The sequence below is a fragment of the Streptomyces sp. NPDC005004 genome (assembly GCF_053600675.1).
In genome coordinates this window covers 101914-125026 of the sequence record NZ_JBSGAH010000011.1, presented here as the reverse complement: position 1 = coordinate 125026, position 23113 = coordinate 101914, and the positions used below count along the sequence as shown (strand labels likewise).

Genomic DNA, 23113 nt, shown 5'->3' with positions numbered 1-23113 from the left:
CGGGTTCCCGAACCCCGGACCGGCACGGCCTCCTACCCACCAGGTGAGCGAACACGCAGGTTCATCACGGCCTCTCGCGGTTAGGCGCACCGGATGGAGAACGACATCCGTCCCCTGATCGTGCTCGGCGGCTCGGTCGTGCTCACCGTACTGATCGGCTGGGGCACCGACGTGCTGCTGCGCAAGGCCGACGAACAACACGGCGAGACCCCGCTGTGGGGTCTGCTGCGCCGCTGCCGCATCCCCTATCAACTGGTGCTGCTGGTCGCGCTGCTGAGAGGTTCCTTCGACCAGGTGCCCTCGCTCCGGGACCACCGCGTGGGCATCGGCCAGACGCTGACCCTGGTGCTGATCGGCTCGACCGCGTGGCTCGTGATCGGCATCGCGGCGGCCGTCGTCGAGACCTCGTACAGCCGCTACGCCCGCGCCCACCGCGACCCGGCGAGGGTGCGCCGGGTGCGCACCCAGGTGACGCTCATCATGCGGGTGGTGTCGGCGATCGTCGGGGTGGTCGCGGTGGCCGCCATGCTCCTGACGTTCCCGGAGATGCGCGCCGCCGGTGCCTCGCTGCTGGCCTCGGCCGGTGTGCTCGGCATCGTCGCCGGTGTGGCCGCGCAGGCCACGCTGGCCAACATGTTCGCCGGGCTCCAGATCGCCTTCGGCGACATGGTGCGCATCGGGGACACGGTCGTCGTGGACGGCGAGTGGGGCACCGTGGAGGAGATCACCCTGACCTTCCTGACCGTGCGGACCTGGGACGAGCGCCGGATCACCATGCCGGTCTCGTACTTCACCTCCAACCCGTTCGAGAACTGGTCGCGCGGCACCCCGCAGATGACCGGCACCGTCTTCTGGCAGCTCGACCACAGCGCGCCGATCGAGGCGATGCGCGAGCGGCTGCGGGACATCCTGCGCGCCTGCCCGGCCTGGGACGGCCGCGCCCACAGCCTGGTGGTGACGGACACGGCCCCGAACACCATCGAGGTGCGCGCCCTGGTGACCGCGAAGGACGCGGACGACATCTGGACGGTGCGGGTCGCGGTCCGCGAGCAGATGATCGCCTGGCTGCGCACCGAGCACCCCTACGCCCTCCCCCGCGTCAACACCTCCGAAGCCGTGCCCGCCCCGGACCAGATCCCGTCCCCGGACCGCAAGACCCTGCGCCGCGCCTACGAGTTCCCGCGCACCGGACGCGGCTAGGGACCCCGTCCAGAGCCCCCGTCGCGACCGGGTGCCGGGGTGCCGGATCAGCGCAGGCTGCGCACGTCCAGGTGCCTGAGCACCCGGTCGACGACCTCCGGGTCGGCGCCCGGTTCGCTGCGCGCGGCCAGCACCTCGTGGCGGGCCGCGCTCATCATCTCCGCCTGGATCTTGCGCACCCGCTTCAGCCGCCGCGCCCGCTGCTTGTGGGCCTCGCGGCGCTCCTCCTCGCCCATGTCGGGGCTGATCCGGATGCCGATGTCGAAGGCGCGCCGCAGCATCTGCTCGGAGAGTTCCTCGGGCAGGTCCTCGACCTGTTCGATCTCCCGCAGCCGGCGCCGCGCCGCCTTGGTCGCGCGTACCGCCAGCTCCGTCTCGAACTCCTTCTCCCGCTCGGAGTCCGCCCGCACCCCGAGCCTGCGCACGAGCCAGGGCAGGGTGAGTCCCTGGAGCACCAGGGTGGCGATGATCACCCCGAAGGCGATGAAGATGATGACGTCCCGGTCCGGGAAGGGTGCACCGGCCCTGGTGTTCAGCGGGATGGCGAGGGCCAGCGCCACGGAGGCCACCCCGCGCATCCCGGCCCACCACATCACGACGGTCTCGCGCCAGCCGACCGGGATGTCCTCGTCGTAGTCGCGCCGGGCGTGCAGCCTCTTGGTCAGCCAGGTCGCGGGCAGCAGCCACAGCAGCCGCACGAGGACCACGGTGGCCGTGACGGCCGCCGCCCAGCCGAGCAGCTCGCCCCAGCGGCCGGAGGCGGTGCGGATCGCGTTGTGCAGTTCGAGGCCGATCAGCCCGAAGGCCACCCCGGTCACGAGCGTGTCGATGATGTCCCAGAAGGTGTGCCCGGCGAGCCGGGTCATGACGTCGTCGGCGTCGGTGGCGTACTCGGCGAGGAAGAGCGCGGTGGTGAGCACCGCGAGCACCCCGGAGCCGTGCAGCCCCTCGGCGAGCACGTAGGAGGCGTACGGCACCAGCAGGGTGAGCCCGATCTGGAGGGTGGCATCGCCGAGCAGGTCCATCAGCTTGTTGGCGCCCCAGCCGAGGACCAGTCCGACGACGACGGCGACCACGGCGGACAGCACCAGGTCGAGCCCGGCGCCCCAGGGCGAGAACTCCCCGCTCACGGCGGCGGCGATGGCCACGTGATAGAGCACGATCGCCGTGACGTCGTTGAAGAGACCCTCGCCCTCCAGGATCGACACCAGGCGGCGGGGCAGCCCGAGCTGGCCGGCGACGGCGGTCGCCGCCACCGGGTCGGGCGGGGCGATCAGCGCGCCGAGCGCGACGGCGGCGGCGACCGGCAGCCCGGGCACGATCGCGTGGGCCACGGCCGCCACGCACACCGTGGTCACGAAGACCAGCGCGACGGCGAGCAGGAAGATCGGACGTTTGTTGGCCGTGAACTGCCGCCAGGAGGTGCGGCGTACGGCGGCGTAGAGCAGCGGGGGCAGCAGCGCGGGGAGGATGAGGTCCGGCGGGATGTCGACGTTCGGCACGAAGTCGAGCACCGCGAGAATCCCGCCGAACACCGTCATCAGCACCGGCGCCGGCAGCCCGAACCACTCCCCCACCGGGACGCTCACCAGGGCCGCGAGCAACATCACGAACAGCAGGGCCAACTGATCCACGTCGAGCGCTCCGGTAGTCCGCGATCACACCGCAAAGCTCAAGACTGCCACGCCGCCCGGCCGGAGCCGGGGTCCGACCCGGTGGGCGGGGCGACGGCTACAGGGCGCGGCGCATCGCCCGGTGCGGGATTCCGGCGTCGGGGAACTCCGGGCCGTACTGCGTGTATCCGAGGCGCTCGTAGAAGCCGAGGGCGTGGGTCTGGGCGTGCAGATCCACGGCGGTCAGACCGAGCGCGCGGGCCGCGTCCTCCACGGCGCGCACCAGGGCCGCGCCGACGCCGAGTCCGCGCGCGGCGCGGGTGACGGCCAGCCGTCCGAGCGAGCCCACCGAGGCGTCCGCGCCGGTGTGCGCGGTGGCCGCCGCGCCGTGCAGCAGGCGTCCGGCGCCGAGCGGGGTGCCGTCGGCGCCGAGCGCGAGCACGTGCACGGCGTCCGCGTCATGGGCGTCGTACTCGATGTCCTCGGGGACGCCCTGTTCGACGACGAAGACCTCCTTGCGGACCGCGAAGCACGCCTCGCGGTCGGCCGGTCCGTCCGCGACCCGGACCGTGTACGGCGCGCTCACGCGTAGGTCTCCTCCCGCACCAGGTCGAGGGCCCGCTGCAGGTCCTCGGGGTACTCGCTCTCGAACTCGACCCACTGGCCGTCCGCCGGGTGCTCGAAGCCGAGCCGGACCGCGTGCAGCCACTGGCGCTCCAGCTTGAGGCGCTTGGCGAGCGTGGGGTCGGCGCCGTAGGTCAGGTCGCCGACGCAGGGGTGGCGGTGGGCGGCCATGTGGACGCGGATCTGGTGGGTGCGGCCGGTCTCCAGCTTCACGTCCAGCAGGGAGGCGGCGCGGAATGCCTCCATGAGGTCGTAGTGGGTCACCGAGGGCTTGCCCTCGGCGGTGACCGCCCACTTGTAGTCGTGCTGGGGGTGGCGGCCGATGGGGGCGTCGATCGTGCCGCTCGTGGGGTCGGGGTGGCCCTGGACCAGCGTGTGGTAGCGCTTGTCGACCGTGCGCTCCTTGAACTGGCGCTTGAGCGAGGTGTACGCCCGCTCCGACTTGGCGACCACCATCAGGCCGGAGGTGCCCACGTCGAGCCGGTGCACGATGCCCTGGCGCTCGGCGGCGCCGGAGGTGGAGATCCGGTACCCGGCGGCGGCGAGACCGCCGATGACGGTGGTGCCGGTCCAGCCGGGCGAGGGGTGCGCGGCCACGCCGACCGGCTTGACGATGACGACGACGTCGTCGTCGTCGTACACGATCTCCATGCCCTCGACGGGCTCCGCGACGATCTGGACGGGGGCGGGCGCCTGCGGCATCTCGACCTCCAGCCAGGCACCGCCGTGCACCCGCTCGGACTTGCCGACCACGGCGCCGTCGACCTGGACCTTGCCGGCCGCGGCCAGCTCCGCCGCCTTGGTGCGGGAGAAGCCGAACATCCGGGAGATGGCGGCGTCGACACGCTCGCCTTCCAGGCCGTCGGGCACGGGCAGGGTTCGGATCTCGGGAATCGTGCTCACCCGTCGAGTATGCCGGACGGGTGGGAGGGCACCGAACGAGCCTGTGGAAAACCGGGGCGGGCCCCTGGCGTCAGTCCTTGTGGACGGTGCCGTCCGGGTCCAGGCCGCGGAAGGACAGCAGCACGATCAGGATGCCGCCGCACACGATCGCCGAGTCGGCCAGGTTGAACACCGCGAAGCCCTTGGGCGCGATGAAGTCGACGACCTCGCCCTCGAAGATGCCGGGGGCCCGGAAGATGCGGTCGGTGAGATTGCCGAGGGCACCGCCGAGCAGCAGGCCGAGCGCGATGGCCCAGGGGGTGCTGTACAGCTTGCGGGCCAGCCGGATGATCACACCGATGACGACCGCCGCGATCACGGTGAAGATGATCGTGAAGGCGGCGCCGAAGCCGAAGGCGGCACCGGGGTTGCGGATGGCGTGCAGCTCGAGGAGGTCGCCGATCAACTGGATCGGGGCGTGGTGCTCCAGCTTGGCGACGACGAGCAGCTTGCTGCCCAGGTCGAGGGCGTAGGCGAAGGCGGCCACCGCGAACAGCACGGCGATCCGGCGCCCGCGCCCGGTCCGCCGGGCGGTGTCCTGTCCGTCCGCACCGGGCCCGGCGGGCGCGGCGGCGGCCTCGGGCCGCTCGCCGCCGTCTTCCGGGGTGTCCGGCGTACCGATGATGCGCTCCGCCTCTGCCACGTGAGTCCCTCAACCTAGGTGCCTGACTGACGACGAGACTACGGCACGCCCCGGCGTACGCCCTCGCTCAGGAGCGCCGTTCCTGCTTCTGCTTGCACTCCACGCACAGGGTGGCCCTCGGGAACGCCTGCATCCGCGCCTTGCCGATGGGATTGCCGCAGCTCTCGCAGAGACCGTAGGTGCCCGCGTCCAGCCGCTCCAGGGCGCGTTCGGTCTGGGTGAGCATCTCGCGCGCGTTGGCGGCGAGCGCCATCTCGTGCTCGCGCGTGATGTTCTTGGTGCCCGTGTCGGCCTCGTCGTCGCCCGCGCCGTCCGCGCTGTCGCGCATCAGGCCGGCGAGGGCGGCCGCGGAGGAGTCGATCTCGTCGCGGAGCCGGTCGGCGTCGCCGGTCAGCTCCGCGCGCGCCTCGTCGACCTCCTCCGGCGTCCAGGGGTCCTCCCCCGGGCGTACCGCCAGCTCGCCGGGTCCGGCGGCGGGCCGCGCCTTGGGTACGGCGGTCTGCTCCGCCGTGGCCGTGCCAGGAGTCTTCTTCGCAACCACCCTCGTGGCTCCCGTCTGCCCGGCGGCACGCGCCGCACTGGTTTTCTTGGCCGTGGTCTTCTTGGCGGCGGGCTTCTTCGCCGCCGTCTTGCCGACCGCCTTCTCGGCCGTCTTCTTCTTCCCCGCCGCACCGGCGGTCTTCCCGGTGGCCTTCGCGGCCGTGGTGCCCCCGGGGGGCGCCGCCTCGGTGGCTGTCGCCATGGCGGCCGTCTTCTCAGCAGTCACCGTCTCGCCGCCCGTCCTCTTGTGGCCCGTCGTGGTCTTCCTGGCAGTGGTGCGCTTTGGAGTACTGGTCTTCTCACCGGCGTCTGCCCGCTTCTTCGCGGATTTCCTCGCCGGAGCCTTCTTCGCGGCAGCTTCCTTGGTGGAGGTCTGCTCGGTGGCCGCCTTCCTGCCGGTGGCCTTGTCGGTGGCGGATCTCTTCGCCGAAGCCTGCCGCGCCGGGGCCTGCTCCACAGGGGTCTGGTCGACGGGAGCCTTCCCGGCAGCCGTCTTCCGCGCGGCCGCCGCGTCGCCGGCCGTTTTCCCTGTGCCCGTCTTCCCGGGCTTCTGCCGGGAGACCTTCTCCCCGGCTCTCGCCCCGGAGGCGTCCTTCCCGGCGGCTTTCTCACCGGCCGCCTTCTTCGTGGCCGCCTTCTTCGTGGACGCCTTCTTCGCCGTCCCGCCGCCTCCCGCGGCCGCCCGCAGACGCCGCCCGTCCTGTCCCGGCGGCCCGACACCGGCAAGGGTTCCCGCTGAGCCACCGGAGGTACCGGCGGTCTTCTTCGCCACCATGGCCGCGGCCCCTTCACATATTGTGATCTTGCACGCGAATCGTGCTGGGACGATAAATCGACTTGAGTCCCGCGGCAACGGGGCACGCCGCCCGATTCGCCCGCCCCGCACCCCCCGCGCAGCAGACCTGCATCCGTTGTGCCCAGCTCGCGTGCGGGTAATCCGCCGGGAGGGCGGCGCCCTGACGCGCGTCCCGGCGGACTGGCCATTCGGGTCACCGCCCCGCTCCCCCGCCCCCGCCGGAAAACCGGTCGGCCGCTGTCCGCCCGGCGCCGTACACTGGGCGGAGCGAGAAGCGTGGATGGGGACGAGTAGCGTCGTCAGCAGCCCAGAGCGAGCCGGGGACGGTGGGAGCCCGGTGGCGAGCGCGATGTGAAGATCACCCCGGAGCCGCCGGAGGAAAGCCCGCAAGGGCGAGTAGAACCGGCTTCGCGACCCCAATGAGGGGGCTCACCACCGGACGGACCCCGGCGGCGAGCCAAGGAGGGTGGTACCGCGGGAGCGCGCCGCACACGGCGTGAACAGGAAGAACGCTCTCGTCCCTCCGACGGAAGGCAGCAAGTTCCGTTGGAGGATGCTCGCAGATGACAGCGCCGACGTACCGCCAGGTGCCCGCTCAGGTCGACCTGCCCGCGCTTGAGCACGCCGTGCTCGACTTCTGGCGCGACCAGAAGATCTTCGCCAAGAGCCTGGAGCAGTCCGAGGGCCGCCCCGAGTGGGTCTTCTACGAGGGCCCGCCCACCGCGAACGGGATGCCCGGCGCCCACCACATCGAGGCCCGCGTCTTCAAGGACGTCTTCCCCCGCTTCCGCACCATGCGCGGCTACCACGTCGGCCGCAAGGCCGGCTGGGACTGCCACGGCCTGCCCGTGGAGCTGGCGGTCGAGAAGGAGCTGGGCTTCTCCGGCAAGCAGGACATCGAGGCGTACGGCATCGCCGAGTTCAACGCCAAGTGCCGCGAGTCGGTGACCCGGCACACCGACGCCTTCGCCGAGCTGACCAACCGCATGGGCTACTGGGTCGACCTCGACGACGCGTACCGCACCATGGACCCCGAGTACATCGAATCGGTGTGGTGGTCGCTCAAGCAGATCTTCGACAAGGGCCTGCTGGTCCAGGACCACCGCGTCGCCCCCTGGTGCCCGCGCTGCGGCACCGGCCTCTCGGACCACGAGCTGGCGCAGGGGTACGAGACGGTCGTGGACCCCTCGGTCTACGTCCGCTTTCCGCTCACCTCCGGCCCGCTGGCCGGCCAGGCGTCCCTGCTGGTGTGGACGACGACCCCGTGGACCCTGGTGTCCAACACCGCGGTCGCCGCGCACCCGGACGTCACCTACGTCGTCGCCACCGACGGCGAGGAGAAGGTCGTCGTCGCCGAGCCCCTGGTCGAGAAGGCCCTCGGCGAGGGCTGGGAGACCACCGGCCAGACCTTCACCGGCGCCGAGATGGAGCGCTGGACCTACCAGCGCCCCTTCGAGCTGGTGGAGTTCCCCGAGCCCGCGCACTTCGTGGTGAACGCGGAGTACGTCACCACCGAGGACGGCACCGGTCTGGTCCACCAGTCCCCCGCCTTCGGTGAGGACGACCTCAAGGTCTGCCGCGCCTACGGCCTGCCCGTCGTCAACCCGGTCCGCCCCGACGGCACCTTCGAGGAGGACGTCCCCCTCGTCGGCGGCGTCTTCTTCAAGAAGGCGGACGAGAAGCTCACCGCGGACCTGGCCGAGCGCGGCCTGCTCTTCCGCCACCTGCCCTACGAGCACAGCTACCCGCACTGCTGGCGCTGCCACACCGCGCTGCTGTACTACGCCCAGCCGTCCTGGTACATCCGCACCACCGCCGTCAAGGACCGGATGATCGCGGAGAACGAGAAGACCAACTGGTACCCGGAGACGGTCAAGCACGGCCGCTTCGGCGACTGGCTGAGCAACAACATCGACTGGGCGCTCTCCCGCAACCGCTACTGGGGCACCCCGCTGCCCATCTGGCGCTGCGACAACGACCACCTGACCGTGGTCGGCTCCCGCGCCGAGCTGAGCGAGCTGACCGGCACCGACCAGTCCTCCCTCGACCCGCACCGTCCGTTCATCGACGACGTGACCTTCCCCTGCCCCGAGTGCGGCGACACGGCCACGCGCGTGCCGGAGGTCATCGACGCCTGGTACGACTCGGGTTCGATGCCGTTCGCGCAGTGGGGCTACCCGTACAAGAACAAGGAGCTGTTCGAGAGCCGGTACCCGGCCCAGTTCATCTCCGAGGCGATCGACCAGACCCGCGGCTGGTTCTACACGCTGATGGCCATCGGCACGCTGGTCTTCGACGAGTCGTCGTACGAGAACGTGGTCTGCCTCGGCCACATCCTCGCCGAGGACGGCCGCAAGATGTCCAAGCACCTGGGCAACATCCTGCAGCCGATCCCGCTGATGGACCAGCACGGCGCGGACGCGGTGCGCTGGTTCATGGCGGCCGGCGGTTCCCCGTGGGCGGCCCGCCGGGTCGGCCACGGAACCATCCAGGAGGTCGTCCGCAAGACCCTGCTGACGTACTGGAACACGGTCGCCTTCCAGGCGCTGTACGCCCGCACCTCCGGCTGGGCGCCGAGCGAGGCGGACCCGGCCCCGGCCGACCGTCCGGTCCTCGACCGCTGGCTGCTGTCCGAACTCCACGCGCTCACCGACCAGGTGACCCAGGCGCTCGAGGCGTACGACACCCAGCGCGCGGGCAAGCTGCTCTCCGCGTTCGTGGACGACCTGTCCAACTGGTACGTGCGCCGCTCGCGCCGCCGGTTCTGGCAGGGCGACAAGGCCGCGCTGCGCACGCTGCACGAGGTGCTGGAGACCGTCACCAGGCTGATGGCCCCGATCACCCCGTTCATCACCGAGCGGGTGTGGCAGGACCTGGTCGTGCCGGTGACCCCGGGCGCGCCGGAGTCCGTGCACCTGTCCTCCTGGCCGGAGGCGGACCTCGGCGCGATCGACCCGGAGCTGTCGCGGCAGATGGTCCTGGTGCGCCGCCTCGTGGAGCTGGGTCGCGCCACGCGTGCGGAGTCGGGCGTCAAGACGCGTCAGCCGCTCTCGCGCGCCCTGGTCGGTGCGGCGGGCTTCGACGCGCTGGACCCGGAGCTGCACACGCAGATCACCGAGGAGCTGAACGTGGCCGCGCTGGCCTCGCTCTCCGAGGTGGGCGGCTCGCTGGTGGACACCACGGCCAAGGCGAACTTCCGTGCGCTGGGCAAGCGGTTCGGCAAGCGGGTGCAGGACGTGGCGAAGGCGGTCGCCGCCGCCGACGCCGCCGCGCTGTCGCTCGCGCTGCGCGAGGGCAACGCGTCGGTGGAGCTGGACGGCGAGGTCGTCACGCTCGCCCCGGACGAGGTGATCATCACCGAGACCCCGCGCGAGGGCTGGTCGGTGGCGTCCGACTCCGGCGCCACGGTGGCGCTGGACCTGGAGATCACCGAGGAGCTGCGCCGGGCGGGACTCGCCCGTGACGCGATCCGGCTGATCCAGGAGGCCCGCAAGAACAGCGGCCTGGACGTGGCGGACCGTATCGTCCTGCGCTGGAGCGCCACGGACCCGGCGGTGGCCGCCGCCCTCTCCGAGCACTCCGGTCTCATCGCGGAGGAGGTCCTCGCGACGGACTTCGCCGAGGGCGAGGCGGACGAGACGTACGGCTCCGCCTTCACGGACGAGGGTCTGTCGCTGACGTTCCGCCTGCGCAAGGCGTAGGCCTCCGGCGGTTCCGACGGCGGCTGTCCTGCGGCATCTTGCTGCGGGCAGCCGCCGTTGCCGTGTCCGGCGGGAGCGGTTCGTGCCGCGGTCTTCGGCGAGCGGTTCGTTCTGCCCTGCCCGGTGCGTGTCGACCCGCGGGCCTTCCCGGATCGGTCGCGCAGTTCCCCGCGCCCCTGGGGGTGCGGTGGCCGCCGTCCGCACGCCCTGCGGCCCTCGGCAGGAACGGTTCGTTCTGCCCTGTCCGGTGCGCGTCGACCCGCGGGCCGTTCTCGGTCGGTCGCGCAGTTCCCCGCCCCTGGGGGTGCGCATCGGGGCGGCTGGGAACAACTGTCGTCCGAAGCCGTCAACTCGCGTAAAACAGGGCGGGCCCCGGACCGAAGTCCGGGGCCCGCCCTGAACGCTGCCGACGCCTATGGCGTACTACTGGCCATGCGCGGCCGTCAGTTGTCGTCCTCGTCGATCAGGAACCCACGCATCGGCGAGGGCGCCTGGCCCATCGGGCCGGGGCCCTGGGGCCGGACCGGAGCCATCGGCTGGGTCATGGCCGGCGTCATCTGCTGCTGGCCGCCGTACGACGGGGCCGCCGGGGAGGGCGGACCGCCCATGCCCTGGTTGCCGCCGAAGGACGGGGCGCTCGCGCCGGCCGGTGCCATCGAGGGCGCCGGGGACGGCGGCAGGGACGCGGCGGCCGGGGTGCGCGGCGGGGCCAGCGAGTCGTCCGCCTGGGTCTCCAACTGACGGAGCTGGGACTCCAGGTAGGACTTCAGGCGCGTGCGGTACTCGCGCTCGAAGCCTCGCAGGTCCTCGACCTTGCGCTCCAGCGTGGCGCGCGCGGACTCCAGGGAGCCCATGGCGACACGGTGCTTCTCCTGCGCGTCCCGCTCCAGGGCGTCGGCCTTGGCACGGGCGTCGCGCTCCAGACCCTCGGCGCGGCTGCGGGCCTCGCCAACGATCTTGTTGGCCTCGGAACGGGCCTCCGCGATCGCCTGGTCGGCGGTCTGCTGGGCCAGCGAGAGGACACGCGCGGCGCTGTCGCCGCCGGGGCCACCCTGACCGGGCAGACCGGGGCCGCCCATCGGGGGACCGCCCATGGGGCCGCCCATCTGCTGCGGCATGGGCGGCTGACCGCCCATCGGACCCTGACCCATCGGGCCCTGGCCCATCTGGCCCGGACCCTGACCCATCGGACCCTGCCCCATCGGGCCGGGACCCTGCCCCATCGGACCCTGGCCCATCTGGCCCGGACCCTGGCCCATCGGGCCGGGGCCCTGCGGGCCGCCCTGACCGCCGGGGCCGGCGGGCAACTGCGGGGCGCCGCTGGGCAACTGGGGCGGACCACCCATGGGGCCACCCATCTGCTGCTGCGGCGGGCCCGATATGCCGGCGGGCACCGGAGCGCCGGGTCCTCGCATACCGCCCTGCTGCATACCACCCTGCTGCATGCCGCCTTGCTGCATGCCACCCTGCTGCTGGTCCTGCTGGTCCGGGCCCTTGCGCATGTTCTGCTGGTTCTGCGCGGCGGCCCGCGTGGCAGCGGCCAGCTTGGCGCGCAGGTCCTCGTTCTCGCGGAGCAGACGGGTCAGTTCGGCTTCGACCTCGTCGAGGAAGGCATCGACCTCGTCCTCGTCATAGCCTTCTCGGAGGCGGACGGTCGTGAACTGCTTGTTCCGCACGTCCTCGGGGGTCAACGGCATCTCTTCACCTCAACGTAGTCATCGGCAGTCGGCAAGACCGTATCGTCCACCCTCATCGCGCGAAGCTCCCCGCCACCGAGATGAGAATCCAGACGATGATCATCAGTACGAAGAAGGACAGGTCGAGTGCCACGCCCCCGAGACGCAACGGCGGGATGAACCGCCGCAGCAGCTTCAACGGTGGATCGGTGACAGTGTAGGTGGCCTCCAGTACGACCACCATCGCCTTGCCGGGTTGCCACGAGCGGGCGAACTGGAAGACATAGTCCATGACCAGCCGGAAGATCAGCACGACGAGGAAGACCATCAGCGCGATGTAGATCACCTGCGCGAACACGCTCATGGCTGCGCTTCCCTCTCCCCTGTGCCGTGCATCTTCCCGGTGGTGCTTCTCAGCTCTGGTTGAAGAACCCGCCCTCTGCGATGCGGGCCTTGTCCTCCGCCGTGACATCGACGTTAGCAGGAGACAACAGGAAGACCTTCTGCGTCACCCGTTCGATACTGCCGTGAAGTCCAAACACCAAACCTGCGGCGAAGTCGACAAGTCGCTTCGCGTCAGTGTCGTCCATCTCCGTGAGATTCATGATCACCGGGGTGCCCTCACGGAAGTGTTCCCCGATGGTACGGGCCTCGTTGTAGGTCCGGGGATGCAGGGTGGTGATCCGGTACGGCTCTCGTTCCGAGACGACCTTGGGCATGATCACCGGCGCGTTCTTCTCCAGGGAGTGACGTTCTTGTGTGATGGACGCCACGGGCGCGATCCGCGCCGGACGCCCCGAATCCGCAGTCGGCGCCACGGAGTGCGAGACCGGCTCGCGCGGTGCCGGCGGCTGCACCACTCGCACAGATTCATCCCTTTGGGGTGAATGTGCGCTGTGCGGCTGGTGTGACGGTTCGTGCCGTCGGTGGTCCCGCTCGGGCTCCGGGTCCAGTTCGGGCTCGAAGTCGTCGTCGGGGTCGAATCCCCGGCCGTCGTACCCATCGTCCTCCACGAGGCCGAGGTAGACCGCCATCTTGCGCATCGCGCCGGCCATGCTCTGAGTCCTCCGCTCTGTGGTGGATCGGCTGACGACTGCCAAGTGCCCGCGATCCACGTGGCCTTCGTACCGCTTTCGGCGGCATTGACCATATTTTCTGCTGTGGTCCGACTTCTTCGCGACGTTACCCGAGGCGGGGGCGGACTCCGAGTACCGCGCTGCCGACGCGCACATGTGTCGCCCCGGCCGCAACGGCCTGCTCGAGGTCCGCACTCATCCCTGCCGACACCATGGTTGCAGCCGGATGAGCTCGGCGCAGGTCCGTCGACAAATCCACGAGCCGTTCGAACGCCGCCTGTTCGCGTCCCGCGTACTCGCCGGTGAGCGGGGCGACGGTCATCAGTCCGTCGAGTCGCAGCCCGGGCGCGTCGGCGACGAGACCGGCCAACTCTTCGATTCCGGCGGGCGCGACCCCGCCGCGCTCACCCCGGCCGCTCGCTCCGGCGTCGAGTGCGACCTGGAGCAGACAGCCCACCTCGCGCCCGGCCCGCACCGCCTCCCGCGAGAGCGCGGCGACGAGCCGGTCCCGGTCGACCGACTGCACGAAATCGGCATAACCGACCACGGATCGCACCTTGTTGGTCTGCAATTGACCGATGAAGTGCCATTCCAGGGGCAGATCCGCGCAGGCGGCAGCCTTCGGAGCCGCGTCCTGGTCGCGGTTCTCGCCGACCTGACGCACGCCCAGTTCCGAGAGGATCCGCACGTCGCTCGCCGGGTACGTCTTGGTGACCACGATCAGGGTCACCTCGTCACGGGGACGCCCCGCCGCCGCGCACGCGGCAGCGATGCGTTCCTCCACCTTCGCCAGATTTCGGGCGAGTTCGGTCTTACGGTCCGTCATGTCCACTCAGTCCAGCCACACATACGCGGCGAGCCGCCCGGTGGTGCGGTCGCGCCGGTAGGAGAAGTGATCCCCCGACTCCAGTGTGCACACCGGGGATTGCGCCCGGTCGCACACCCCGAGCCGGGCGAGCTGCGCGTGCACTCCGGCGCTCACGTCGACGGCCGGAGTGCCCCAGCTCGTCACCGCGTGCGCCGCCGGCTCGGTCTCGGCGACCTCGGCGCGCAGCGCTTCGGGCACCTCGTAACAACGGCCGCACACACAGGGGCCGGTGCGAGCGACGATCCGGCCCGGCTCGGCGCCGAGTCCGGTCATGGCGCGGATCGCCGCGGGGACGACTCCGGCGACCACGCCGGGGCGTCCGGCGTGCGCGGCCGCGACCACACCCGCGACCGGGTCGGCGAGCAGCACCGGCACGCAGTCGGCGGTGAGCACGGCGAGGGCGAGTCCGCGCCGGGTGGTGACGATCGCGTCCACCTCGGGAACGGGACGCTCCCCCCAGGGTTCGTCCACGACGGCCACGTCGGCGCCGTGCACCTGGTTCATCCAGACCACCGACGCCGGGTCAAGTCCCAGCGACTTCGCGGCCAGTTCACGGTTGGCCCGTACGGCGCCGGGGTCGTCGCCGACCGCGCCGCCGAGGTTGAGCTCCTCATACGGAGCGGCGCTCACCCCGCCCCACCTGTCGGTGAAGGCGAAGTGCGCGCCGCTCACGCTTTCGCGCTGTCCTATCACTTCAGGAAGTCCGGCACATCCAGCTCGACGATGTCCTCGTAGGACCGGGACTGGGGCACCGGCGGGGCCACCGGGACCTCGACCACCGGCTCGGGCGCCGGCTCCGGCTCCTCCTTCGGCGTCACACTGCCGAGCGAGCCGAACGAGGGCCGGGACTCGGTCTGCTGACGGGGCGGAGTCGGCTGCTCCTCGCGGCGCTGGGCCGGAGAGCCGGAGGACGAGGCCGAGCCGAGCACGTTGTCCCGGCGGGCCGGGGGCTGGCCCCCGTCGAAGCCGGCCGCGATCACGGTGACCCGTACCTCGTCGCCGAGGGCGTCGTCGATGACCGCGCCGAAGATGATGTTGGCCTCCGGGTGGGCGGCCTCGCTGACCAGCTGGGCGGCCTCGTTGATCTCGAAGAGGCCGAGGTCGGAGCCGCCGGAGATGGAGAGCAGGACGCCCCGGGCGCCGTCGATGGACGCCTCCAGGAGCGGCGAGGAGATCGCCATCTCGGCCGCGGCCACCGCACGGTCGTCGCCGCGGGCCGAGCCGATGCCCATGAGGGCCGAACCGGCCTCTGACATGACCGACTTGACGTCGGCGAAGTCGAGGTTGATCAGACCGGGGGTGGTGATGAGGTCGGTGATGCCCTGAACACCGGAGAGCAGGACCTGGTCGGCCGACTTGAAGGCGTCCAGGACCGAGACCTGACGGTCCGAGATGGACAGCAGCCGGTCGTTGGGGATCACGATGAGGGTGTCCACCTCTTCGCGAAGCTCCGCGATGCCGTCCTCGGCCTGGTTGGCGCGGCGCCGTCCCTCGAAGGTGAACGGGCGCGTGACCACGCCGATGGTGAGGGCGCCGAGCGAGCGCGCGATGTTGGCCACGACGGGGGCGCCGCCGGTGCCGGTGCCGCCGCCCTCGCCGGCCGTCACGAAGACCATGTCGGCCCCCTTGAGGACCTCCTCGATCTCCTCGCGGTGGTCCTCGGCGGCCTTGCGGCCGACGGCCGGGTTGGCTCCGGCGCCGAGTCCGCGGGTGAGTTCACGGCCGACGTCCAGCTTGACGTCGGCGTCGCTCATCAACAGCGCCTGAGCGTCGGTGTTGATGGCGATGAACTCGACGCCCTTGAGGCCGACCTCGATCATCCGGTTGATGGCATTGACACCACCGCCGCCGACACCGATGACCTTGATGACTGCGAGGTAGTTCTGCGGTGCTGCCACGTCGAAGGCCTCTCGCCTCGAATTACGTTGTCGCGCCGGGCGGTTCCCCGACCGGGACGACGGATGCCGAATTGGGACGGTCCGAACGCCGACCCGAACCCTAACCCTGAAGTTTAGGGTTACCAGTGTGTCTGTTCCCTGGAGTCTTCTGAACAGGACACTAAGTCGACAAGCCGCGCCCGTTCAACGAACACGCCGAACCTCCCGTTTTTCTTTTCACCCTATGTGATCAGCCGTAGCAGTGCCCAACCAGGGTGCTGGCCTGCGCTGATGTACGTCAACTCCCCGCTGACGCAGGGGCGGTGGGCACGCTGACATCGAAGTGCCGGGCGTCGGGAGCTGCTTTCATGAGAGCTGTGAGGGCCCGTGCCTTGGCGGGGCCGCTCTCCGAGCTGCCCCATGCCACCGTGCGGCCGTCCTTCAGCCGCAGCGAGATGGCGTCGTAGGACCGGACTTGGACCGCCCGGGTGTCCTTCCTGACGGGCGCGGGCAGCGCGGCCGCGACGCGTACGGCCTCGCGCGCCAGGCGGTCGGTGCCGAAGCGGCGCAGGCTCGCGGCGCCCGAGTCCTCGCGGGAGACGGTGAGTTCGAGCAGCGGCACCCCGCGCGGTGCCTGCGGCACGGTCGCGAACCGGACACCCTGGGCGTCGACTTCGATGTAGTGCGAGCCCTTGCGGACGAGCAGGGACGGGGTGCGTTCGGTGACCTTCAGGGCGATGCCGTGCGGCCAGGAGCGGTCCGCCTCGACGGTCTCGATCCGGGGCAACTCCCGCCGCAGGCGCGCCTCGATGGCGCCGGTGTCCACCGAGACCAGCGGGGCGCCGACCGGGACGGCGGCGGCCCTGCGGACCTCGGCCGGGGTCAGCACACGGGTGCCGGAGACCGCGACCTGGCGCACCCGCAGCCACTGGGAGCCGTACAACACCCATACGGACCCGGCTCCGAGAAGGACGAGCAGCACCACCAGGGCGATGATCATACGAAGCCGCGGTCGTCGCAGCCCGGGGACGAGCGGCGGGCCGGACACCTCCGGTCGGCGTGCGTCGCGCTCGGCGACGGTGGGTCCGGCCACGCTCACTGTCCCTTCGTTCGACGTTCCTACCGGCCCGCGGCGATCGCCTCGTAGACCATGCCGACGAGGAGGTCGTCGGCGTCGCGGCGGCCGAACTCACCGGCGGCGCGGGACATCTCGTAGAGGCGGTGCGGGTCGGCCAGGACCGGCAGCACGTTCTGCTGGATCCACTCCGGCGTCAGGTCCGCGTCGTCCACGAGGAGTCCGCCGCCCGCCTTGACCACCGGCTGGGCGTTGAGCCGCTGTTCGCCGTTGCCGATGGGCAGCGGGACGTAGGCGGCCGGGAGCCCGACGGCGGAGAGTTCGGCGACGGTCATCGCGCCCGCGCGGCAGAGCATCATGTCGGCCGCGGCGTACGCGAGGTCCATCCGGTCCAGGTAACTTACCGGGAGGTACGGGGGCATCCCCGGCATCTGCTGCACCTGCGGCAGTTCGTTCTTCGGTCCGACCGCGTGCAGGATCTGGATGCCGGCCTGCTGGAGCCAGGGCGCGACCTGCTGGACGACCTCGTTCAGACGCCGGGCGCCCTGCGAGCCGCCGGAGACCAGCAGCGTGGGCAGGTTCGGGCTCAGACCGAAGTAGTGGCGGGCCTCGGGGCGCAGGGCCGCGCGGTCCAGGGTGGCGATGGAGCGGCGCAGCGGGATGCCGATGTAGCGGGCGTCCCGGAGCTTGCTGTCGGGCGTGGAGACGGCCACCCGGGCCGCGTAGCGCGAGCCGATCTTGTTGGCCAGGCCGGGGCGGGCGTTGGCCTCGTGGACCACGATCGGCACGCCGAGGCGCTTGGCGGCCAGGTACGCGGGCAGCGCGACGTAGCCGCCGAAGCCGACCACGGCGTCCGCCTTGGTGCGCTCCAGGATCTGCTCCGTGGCCTTGATCGTGCCGCGCAGCCGGCCCGGGACCGTGATCAGCTCGGGCGTGGGCTTGCGCGGCAGCGGGACCGCCGGGATCAGCGCCAGCTCGTAGCCGCGCTCCGGGACGAGCCGCGTCTCAAGGCCCCGTTCCGTGCCCAGGGCCGTGATCCCCACGGTGGGGTCCTGCCTGCGCAGGGCGTCCGCGAGGGCGAGCGCGGGCTCGATGTGGCCCGCGGTACCCCCGCCGGCGAGTACGACATGCACCGAAATTCACCGCTCTCCGGACGAACGCGCCGCCGAGGCACGCCGTCGCATCGTGTTCCATCTCCGGGGCACCCGCTCGGCACGGGAGCCGCCCGCCCGCTTTCTACCAAAGCGGGGTTGCCGCATCGCAAGCGCCGCTCGCGCAGCGGGATCGTCACGCGCGAAGGCGATCAGCAGCCCGATGGCGAACATGGTCGGCAGCAGGGCGGACCCTCCGTAGGAGAACAGCGGGAGGGGGACACCGGCGATCGGCAGCAGGCCGAGCACCGCACCGATGTTGATCACCGCCTGCGCGGTGATCCAGGTGGTCACGCCTCCCGCGGCGTACCTCACGAAGGGGTCCTCCGTGCGTCCGGCCACGCGGATACCCGCATAGCCTAGAGCGGCGAACAGGGCGAGCACCGACAGCGTCCCCGCCAGACCCAGTTCCTCACCGGTGACGGCGAAGATGAAGTCGGTGTGGGCTTCGGGGAGTTGACCCCATTTCTCCACACTCGCGCCCAGCCCGGAACCGAAGATTCCACCGGAGGCGAGGGCGTAGATCCCGTGCACGGCCTGCCAGCAGTCGGCGCCGCCCGCCTTGGGCTCGGTCGCGCCGATGCAGGCGAGCCGGGCCATCCGGTTGGGGCTGGTCTTGATGAGGATCACACCGATCAGCGCCGCGACCGAGAGCACTCCGGCGAACAGTCTGGTCGGGGCCCCGGCGAGCCAGAGCAGGCCGAACAGGATCGCGGTGAGGATGATCGCGGTGCCCATGTCGCCGCCGAGCATGATCAGCCCGAGCAGCATGAAGGCGACCGGGACCAGCGGGACCAGCATGTGCTTCCACTGGGTCAGCAGCTTCTTGTCCTGCTTGCGGGCGATCAGGTCCGCTCCCCACAGGACGAGGGCGAGCTTGCCGAACTCGCTGGGCTGGATCTGGAAGGAGCCGCCGAGCGAGATCCAGTTCCGGTTGCCGTTGACCGACATCCCTATCCCCGGCACCTGCACCAGCGCCATGGCGAAGACGGCGACGGCGAGGATCGGGTAGGCCAGCGCCCGGTGCAGCCGTACCGGCATCCGGGAGGCGGCGAACAGGAGCACGCCGCCGATGAGGGCGGCGAGGAACTGCTTGCGGAAGAAGAACGAGCCGGGCAGCGAGAGCTGGAGCGCGGTGATCTGGGAGGCCGAGTAGACCATCACCAGGCCGAGCACGGTGATCAGCAGGCTGCCGCCGAGGATCAGGTAGTACGCGGTGAGCGGGCGGTCCCATGCCTTGCGGGCGCGGGTGCGCAGCCGGCGCAGGGGGTTGTCGGGCGCGCTCGGCCGGGGTGCGGGGCGGCGGGCCGCCCGCTGCACGGGCGGCCGTCCGGTACGGCTAGCGGCCATCCACGCCTCCCCTGAGCACCGAACGTCCCACGCGTGCCTCCCAAGTTCCGCCCGGCGGGCGGCCGGGGTCAGGCGCCGAGCTCGCGGACGGCCGCCGCGAACGCGTCACCACGCTGGTTGTAGTTGGTGAACATGTCCATGGAGGCACAGGCCGGGGCCAGCAGGACCGTGTCGCCCGGCCGGGCCAGTCGCTTCGCCTCCGTCACCGCCTGGAGCATCGCCCCAGTGTCGGTCCGGTCGAGGTCCACCACGGGTACTTCCGGGGCGTGTCGCGCGAGGGCCTCGCGGATCAGCGCGCGGTCGGCGCCGATCAGGACTGCCCCCCGCAGCCGCTTCGCGGAGTTGGCCACCAGCTCGTCGAACTCGGCTCCCTTGGCGAGCCCGCCCGCGATCCACACGATGGGCTCGTAGGCGGCCAACGAGGCTTCCGTGGCATGGGTGTTGGTGGCCTTGGAGTCGTCCACGTACGCCACGCCGTCGATGTCGGCGACGTGCTGGATGCGGTGGGCGTCGGGGCGGAAGGCGCGCAGTCCGTCGCGCACCGCCTGGGCCGGCACCCCGAAGGAGCGGGCGAGGGCCGCCGCCGCCAGCGCGTTGGCGATGTTGTGCGGGGCGGGCGGCTCGACGTCGGAGACCTCGGCCAGCTCCTGCGCGTTCTTGTACCGGTTCTCGACGAAGGCACGGTCGATCAGGATGCCGTCCACGACGCCGAGTTGGGAGACGGCCGGCGTGCCGAGGGTGAACCCGACGGCCCGGCAGCCCTCCTCCACATCGGCCTCGCGGACCAGGTCCTCGGTGCGCGGGTCGGCCACGTTGTAGACGCAGGCGACCTTGTTGCCCTCGTAGATACGGCCCTTGTCGGCGGCGTAGGCGTCCATGGAGCCGTGCCAGTCGAGGTGGTCCGGGGCGAGGTTGAGCACCGCTCCGGAGAAGGCGCGCAGGGAGGGCGCCCAGTGGAGCTGGTAGCTGGACAGCTCGACGGCGAGGACGTCGTACTCCTCCTCGCCGAGGACGGCGTCCAGCAGGGAGACGCCGATGTTGCCGACCGCTGCCGTGCGCAGGCCCGCCGCCTTGAGGATGGAGGCGAGCATCTGCACGGTGGTGGTCTTGCCGTTGGTGCCGGTGACGGCGAGCCAGGGGGCCGCGTCGGGGCCCCTCAGGCGCCAGGCCAGCTCCACGTCGCCCCAGATGGGCACGCCCGCCTTCTCGGCCGCCTGGAAGAGCGGCTTGCCGGGCTGCCAGCCGGGGGCGGTGACGATCAGCTCGGTGCCCTCGGGGAGCGTCGCGCCGTCGCCGAGGCGGACGGTGACGCCGAGCGCCTCCAGTTCGGCGGCCTGCGCCCGTGCCCGCTCGTCGTCGCCGTCGTTGACGACCGTGACGATCGCGCCGCGCTCGCGCAGCGCCCTGGCGGCCGGGACGCCCGAGACGCCGAGTCCGGCGACCGTGACGCGCCTGCCCTGGAATTCGCTCTGCCCCGAAGGCACCGAGGTGGTCACTTGTCCGCTGCCCATCCCGCGTAGAAGAGGCCCAGTCCGACGATGACACAGATGCCCTGGATGATCCAGAAACGGACCACCACCAGGACTTCGGACCAGCCCTTGAGTTCGAAGTGGTGCTGGAGCGGTGCCATCCGGAAGACGCGCTTGCCGGTGAGCCGGAAGGAGCCGACCTGGATGACGACCGACATGGTGATGAGGACGAACAGGCCGCCCATGATGGCCACCAGCAGCTCCGTGCGGGAGAGGATGGCCAGGCCGGTGAGGACACCGCCGAGGGCGAGCGAACCGGTGTCACCCATGAAGATCTTCGCCGGCGAGGTGTTCCACCACAGGAAGCCCAGGCAGGAACCCATCAGGGCGGAGGCGACCACCGCGAGGTCGAGCGGATCGCGGACCTCGTAGCAGGCGGCCGGGTTGGTCAGGGTCATCGCGTTGGCGCAGGACTCCTGGAACTGCCAGACGCCGATGAACGTGTAGGCGCCGAAGACCAGGACGGAGGCGCCGGTGGCGAGGCCGTCGAGACCGTCGGTGAGGTTCACGCCGTTCGACATCGCGAGGATCATGAACAGCGCCCAGACCACGAACAGCACCGGGCCGATGTTCCAGCCGAAGTCCGTGATGAACGACAGCTTGGTCGAGGCCGGGGTGTTGCCCCGGTTGTCCGGGAACTGCAGCGCGAGGGCCGCGAAGCCGATGCCGACGATGAGCTGGCCGGCCATCTTCGCCTTGGCCCGCAGACCCAGCGAACGGCGCTTGACGATCTTGATGTAGTCGTCCAGGAAGCCGACCAGGCCCATGCCGAACATCAGGCCGAGGACCAGCAGACCCGAGTACGTCGGGGGCTTGCCGGTGATCACCTTGCTCAGGAAGTAGGCGGCGATCGTGGACAGGATGAAGGCGATGCCGCCCATGGTCGGCGTACCGCGCTTGCTGGCGTGCTCGCGCGGACCGTCGTCACGGATGAACTGGCCGTAACCCTTGCGGGCGAGGAGCTTGATCAGCAGCGGGGTGCCGATCAGCGTCAGGAAGAGGCCGATGACGCCTGAGAACAGGACCTGGTTCATCATCGGGCGGCGACCTCGCCCTCGGTCCCGGCCGAGGCGAGCGTCTGGGCGACGCTCTCCAGACCCACGGAACGGGACGCCTTCACCAGCACGACGTCCCCCGGGCGCAACTCGCTGCGCAACAGGTCGATCGCCGCCTGTGCGTCGGACACGTGCACCGACTCCTCACCCCACGAACCCTCGTTGTATGCGCCCAGTTGCAGCCAGGAGGCTTCGATCCCCCCGACCGCGACGAGCTTGCTGACGTTGAGCCGGACGGCGAGCCGTCCGACCGCGTCGTGCTCGGCGAGCGCCTCGTCCCCCAGCTCGGCCATCTTGCCGAGCACCGCCCACGTGCGGCGCCCCTTGCCCATGGCCGCGAGCGCCCTGAGGGCGGCCCGCATGGACTCGGGGTTGGCGTTGTAGGCGTCGTTGACGATGGTCACGCCGTCCGGGCGCTCGGTGACCTCCATGCGCCAGCGGGAGAGGGAGCCCGCCTCGGAGAGCGCGGTGGCGATCTCGTTCGCGGACATGCCCAGCTCATGGGCGACGGCGGCCGCGGCGAGCGCGTTCGACACGTGATGCTCACCGTACAGGCGCATGGTCACATCGCTTGCACCGGAGGGTGTGTGAAGCCTGAAGGCAGGCTGTCCGCTGTCCGTGAGTCGCACGTTCTCGGCGCGTACGTCCGCTTCGGCCGACTCTCCGAAAAGGACCACCTTCGCGCGGGTACGGGAGGCCATCGCGCGCACCAGCGGGTCGTCGGCGTTGAGGACGGCGACGCCGCCCTCCTCGGCCGGCGGCAGTGCCTCCACCAACTCGCCCTTGGCTTGGGCGATCTGCTCACGGCCGCCGAACTCGCCGATGTGGGCGCTGCCGACGTTGAGCACGAGTCCGACCTTCGGCGGGGTGAGGCCGGTGAGGTAGCGGATGTGCCCGATGCCGCGGGCGCCCATCTCCAGCACGAGGAACTTCGTCTCCTCGGTGGCGGACAGGGCGGTCAGGGGCAGCCCGATCTCGTTGTTGAGCGAGCCGGGCGTGAAGACGGTGGGCGCCTTGCCGCCGAGGACCTGGGCGATGAGGTCCTTGGTGCTGGTCTTGCCGGCCGAGCCGGTCAGCGCGACGAGGGTGGCGCCGAGGCGCTCCACCACGTGGCGGGCGAGGGCGCCGAGGGCGGTCTGCACGTCGTCCACGACGATGGCGGGCACACCGACGGGGCGCGTCGCCAGTACGGCGACGGCGCCCGCCTCGACGACCGCCTCGGCGAAGTCGTGACCGTCGGCCCGCTCACCGCTGAACGCGACGAAGAGGGCGCCGGGCACCACCTCGCGGGAGTCCCGGACGACCGGTCCTGTGACGGTGACGGACGTATCCGGTATGTCGTGTGTCTGCCCGCCGACGACTGCTGCGATCTCGGCGAGGGAGAGGGCGATCACAAG

Annotated in this window: 19 protein-coding genes; 2 read left to right on the top strand and 17 right to left on the bottom strand. The window is 71.1% G+C overall.

All coding sequences use genetic code 11. The annotated features are described in order from the left end of the window. Nucleotides 1-93 precede the first annotated feature (93 nt). Nucleotides 94-1200, top strand: coding sequence for a mechanosensitive ion channel family protein (locus ACWEEU_RS17820; RefSeq protein WP_385745623.1), 1107 nt, complete (start codon nucleotides 94-96; stop codon nucleotides 1198-1200). Between the two features lie 47 nt (nucleotides 1201-1247). On the opposite strand, the gene ACWEEU_RS17815 is transcribed toward ACWEEU_RS17820, so the two are convergent. The 5 genes from ACWEEU_RS17815 to ACWEEU_RS17795 all read right to left on the bottom strand — a co-directional run bounded on the left by ACWEEU_RS17815 (nucleotide 1248) and on the right by ACWEEU_RS17795 (nucleotide 6337). Further along, nucleotides 1248-2834 (bottom strand): Na+/H+ antiporter, encoded by a 1587-nt coding sequence (locus ACWEEU_RS17815; protein WP_385745625.1) that lies wholly within the window; start codon nucleotides 2832-2834, stop codon nucleotides 1248-1250. Nucleotides 2835-2931: 97 nt separating this feature from the next. Then, nucleotides 2932-3399: a GNAT family N-acetyltransferase gene (locus ACWEEU_RS17810; protein ID WP_385745626.1), complete on the bottom strand. Its 468-nt coding sequence runs from the start codon at nucleotides 3397-3399 to the stop codon at nucleotides 2932-2934. Continuing rightward, nucleotides 3396-4340, bottom strand: a complete 945-nt coding sequence (locus tag ACWEEU_RS17805; RefSeq protein ID WP_385745627.1) for an RluA family pseudouridine synthase — start codon at nucleotides 4338-4340, stop codon at nucleotides 3396-3398. The genes ACWEEU_RS17810 and ACWEEU_RS17805 overlap by 4 nt, the downstream gene beginning before the upstream one ends. A 70-nt stretch (nucleotides 4341-4410) precedes the next feature. Continuing rightward, entirely contained in the window at nucleotides 4411-5022 is a 612-nt protein-coding gene (lspA, locus tag ACWEEU_RS17800; RefSeq protein WP_385745629.1) for a signal peptidase II, read from the bottom strand. Between the two features lie 67 nt (nucleotides 5023-5089). Further along, the gene (locus ACWEEU_RS17795) at nucleotides 5090-6337 is read right to left on the bottom strand and encodes a TraR/DksA family transcriptional regulator (RefSeq protein WP_451733319.1); all 1248 of its coding nucleotides are present in this window, start codon (nucleotides 6335-6337) and stop codon (nucleotides 5090-5092) included. A gap of 584 nt (nucleotides 6338-6921) precedes the next feature. Between ACWEEU_RS17795 and ileS the strand changes: the two genes are divergently transcribed. Beyond that, a complete protein-coding gene (ileS, locus tag ACWEEU_RS17790; protein ID WP_451733316.1) occupies nucleotides 6922-10059 on the top strand; it encodes an isoleucine--tRNA ligase in 3138 nt (1045 codons plus the stop codon). 443 nt (nucleotides 10060-10502) lie between these two features. Here ileS and ACWEEU_RS17785 read toward each other — a convergent pair whose 3' ends face one another. From ACWEEU_RS17785 to ACWEEU_RS17730, 12 genes are all read right to left on the bottom strand, one after another. Then, entirely contained in the window at nucleotides 10503-11756 is a 1254-nt protein-coding gene (locus tag ACWEEU_RS17785) for a DivIVA domain-containing protein (RefSeq protein WP_451733313.1), read from the bottom strand. Between the two features lie 52 nt (nucleotides 11757-11808). Continuing rightward, nucleotides 11809-12099: a YggT family protein gene (locus ACWEEU_RS17780; protein WP_018545609.1), complete on the bottom strand. Its 291-nt coding sequence runs from the start codon at nucleotides 12097-12099 to the stop codon at nucleotides 11809-11811. A 49-nt stretch (nucleotides 12100-12148) separates the two neighbouring features. After that, nucleotides 12149-12790, bottom strand: coding sequence for a cell division protein SepF (sepF, locus tag ACWEEU_RS17775; RefSeq protein WP_385747540.1), 642 nt, complete (start codon nucleotides 12788-12790; stop codon nucleotides 12149-12151). Between the two features lie 127 nt (nucleotides 12791-12917). Then, nucleotides 12918-13637, bottom strand: coding sequence for a YggS family pyridoxal phosphate-dependent enzyme (locus ACWEEU_RS17770; RefSeq protein WP_451733309.1), 720 nt, complete (start codon nucleotides 13635-13637; stop codon nucleotides 12918-12920). Between the two features lie 6 nt (nucleotides 13638-13643). Continuing rightward, the gene (gene pgeF, locus ACWEEU_RS17765; protein WP_385747544.1) at nucleotides 13644-14372 is read right to left on the bottom strand and encodes a peptidoglycan editing factor PgeF; all 729 of its coding nucleotides are present in this window, start codon (nucleotides 14370-14372) and stop codon (nucleotides 13644-13646) included. Further along, complete coding sequence (gene ftsZ / locus ACWEEU_RS17760; protein WP_199588012.1) at nucleotides 14369-15577, bottom strand: cell division protein FtsZ; 1209 nt, start codon at nucleotides 15575-15577, stop codon at nucleotides 14369-14371. Before ftsZ ends, pgeF begins: the two co-directional genes overlap by 4 nt. A gap of 277 nt (nucleotides 15578-15854) precedes the next feature. Further along, nucleotides 15855-16649: a cell division protein FtsQ/DivIB gene (locus ACWEEU_RS17755; RefSeq protein ID WP_385747546.1), complete on the bottom strand. Its 795-nt coding sequence runs from the start codon at nucleotides 16647-16649 to the stop codon at nucleotides 15855-15857. Nucleotides 16650-16675: 26 nt separating this feature from the next. Then, nucleotides 16676-17764, bottom strand: a complete 1089-nt coding sequence (gene murG, locus ACWEEU_RS17750) for an undecaprenyldiphospho-muramoylpentapeptide beta-N-acetylglucosaminyltransferase (protein WP_385747548.1) — start codon at nucleotides 17762-17764, stop codon at nucleotides 16676-16678. Between the two features lie 6 nt (nucleotides 17765-17770). Then, nucleotides 17771-19132: a putative lipid II flippase FtsW gene (gene ftsW / locus ACWEEU_RS17745; RefSeq protein WP_451733306.1), complete on the bottom strand. Its 1362-nt coding sequence runs from the start codon at nucleotides 19130-19132 to the stop codon at nucleotides 17771-17773. 68 nt (nucleotides 19133-19200) lie between these two features. Beyond that, nucleotides 19201-20643 carry a UDP-N-acetylmuramoyl-L-alanine--D-glutamate ligase gene (gene murD / locus ACWEEU_RS17740; protein WP_451733303.1) on the bottom strand — a complete coding sequence of 481 codons (1443 nt, stop codon included), beginning with the start codon at nucleotides 20641-20643 and terminating at the stop codon, nucleotides 19201-19203. Further along, nucleotides 20625-21698: a phospho-N-acetylmuramoyl-pentapeptide-transferase gene (gene mraY, locus ACWEEU_RS17735; protein WP_199588007.1), complete on the bottom strand. Its 1074-nt coding sequence runs from the start codon at nucleotides 21696-21698 to the stop codon at nucleotides 20625-20627. The genes murD and mraY overlap by 19 nt, the downstream gene beginning before the upstream one ends. Next, nucleotides 21695-23110 (bottom strand): UDP-N-acetylmuramoyl-tripeptide--D-alanyl-D-alanine ligase, encoded by a 1416-nt coding sequence (locus ACWEEU_RS17730; RefSeq protein ID WP_385747554.1) that lies wholly within the window; start codon nucleotides 23108-23110, stop codon nucleotides 21695-21697. The genes mraY and ACWEEU_RS17730 overlap by 4 nt, the downstream gene beginning before the upstream one ends. Between the last annotated feature and the right edge of the window lie 3 nt (nucleotides 23111-23113).

Bases quoted from the DNA above. Each gene is read 5' to 3' on its own strand.
- ACWEEU_RS17820 (WP_385745623.1), top strand. From the start codon at position 94: ATGGAGAACGACATCCGTCCCCTGATCGTGCTCGGCGGCTCGGTCGTG.
- ACWEEU_RS17795 (WP_451733319.1), bottom strand. From the start codon at position 6,337: ATGGTGGCGAAGAAGACCGCCGGTACCTCCGGTGGCTCAGCGGGAACC.
- ileS (WP_451733316.1), top strand. From the start codon at position 6,922: ATGACAGCGCCGACGTACCGCCAGGTGCCCGCTCAGGTCGACCTGCCC.
- ACWEEU_RS17785 (WP_451733313.1), bottom strand. From the start codon at position 11,756: ATGCCGTTGACCCCCGAGGACGTGCGGAACAAGCAGTTCACGACCGTC.
- ACWEEU_RS17780 (WP_018545609.1), bottom strand. From the start codon at position 12,099: ATGAGCGTGTTCGCGCAGGTGATCTACATCGCGCTGATGGTCTTCCTC.
- sepF (WP_385747540.1), bottom strand. From the start codon at position 12,790: ATGGCCGGCGCGATGCGCAAGATGGCGGTCTACCTCGGCCTCGTGGAG.
- ACWEEU_RS17770 (WP_451733309.1), bottom strand. From the start codon at position 13,637: ATGACGGACCGTAAGACCGAACTCGCCCGAAATCTGGCGAAGGTGGAG.
- ftsW (WP_451733306.1), bottom strand. From the start codon at position 19,132: ATGGCCGCTAGCCGTACCGGACGGCCGCCCGTGCAGCGGGCGGCCCGC.
- murD (WP_451733303.1), bottom strand. From the start codon at position 20,643: ATGGGCAGCGGACAAGTGACCACCTCGGTGCCTTCGGGGCAGAGCGAA.
- mraY (WP_199588007.1), bottom strand. From the start codon at position 21,698: ATGATGAACCAGGTCCTGTTCTCAGGCGTCATCGGCCTCTTCCTGACG.